At 36.5% G+C, this 477-nt stretch carries 2 protein-coding genes; both read right to left on the bottom strand.

The window, feature by feature from the left end; translation table 11 throughout:
* The coding region (locus A7981_RS12035; protein WP_174545167.1) for a glycosyl hydrolase 53 family protein at nucleotides 1–228 on the bottom strand (228 nt) is incomplete at its 3' end.
* Between the two features lie 21 nt (nucleotides 229–249).
* Nucleotides 250–477, bottom strand: a 228-nt coding sequence (locus A7981_RS12160; RefSeq protein ID WP_217234120.1) for a hypothetical protein, incomplete at its 5' end; no start/stop codon positions are given.

Below are 477 nucleotides of genomic sequence, written 5' to 3'. Positions count from 1 at the left end.
TAATAGCTGCATGCAATCTTGTTGAGTTCCGCCTGCATTATAAAATTTATAGCCCGATGCCTCCATTTGTGTTAACCAACTTATATCTGCACCTTTTGCAAATACAGTTGTTGTAGGTGTTGGCGTTGGTGTCGGGGTAACAGATGCTGAAGAATTATCGCCACCTTTTGAACAAGCTGATAATTGAGCAATAAGAAAGATGATTAACCAATTCATAATATGTTTCATAGCATTATCAAAGATTAATAATTATGCAAGTTGTTGCAGAATTCCTTTTACAAAATCGCTTACCAGATAGCTCATTAATTTTCCTGTTGAAGAATCTTGTCTGCCATCACTTAGTTTGGTTGCACCTTCACAAATATGTAAATAAGCGGGCTTACAATCCATTGAAACATAATTCAAATATTGCCTTGCATGCAATGCAGTAATACCAACGGGTGTAGCTGCACTGCTTAACGTATGTTCAATACAATC

The sequence above is a fragment of the Methylovorus sp. MM2 genome, assembly GCF_001648895.1.
Lineage (GTDB): Bacteria > Pseudomonadota > Gammaproteobacteria > Burkholderiales > Methylophilaceae > MM1.
This window is presented reverse-complemented; position numbering and strand designations above follow the sequence as displayed.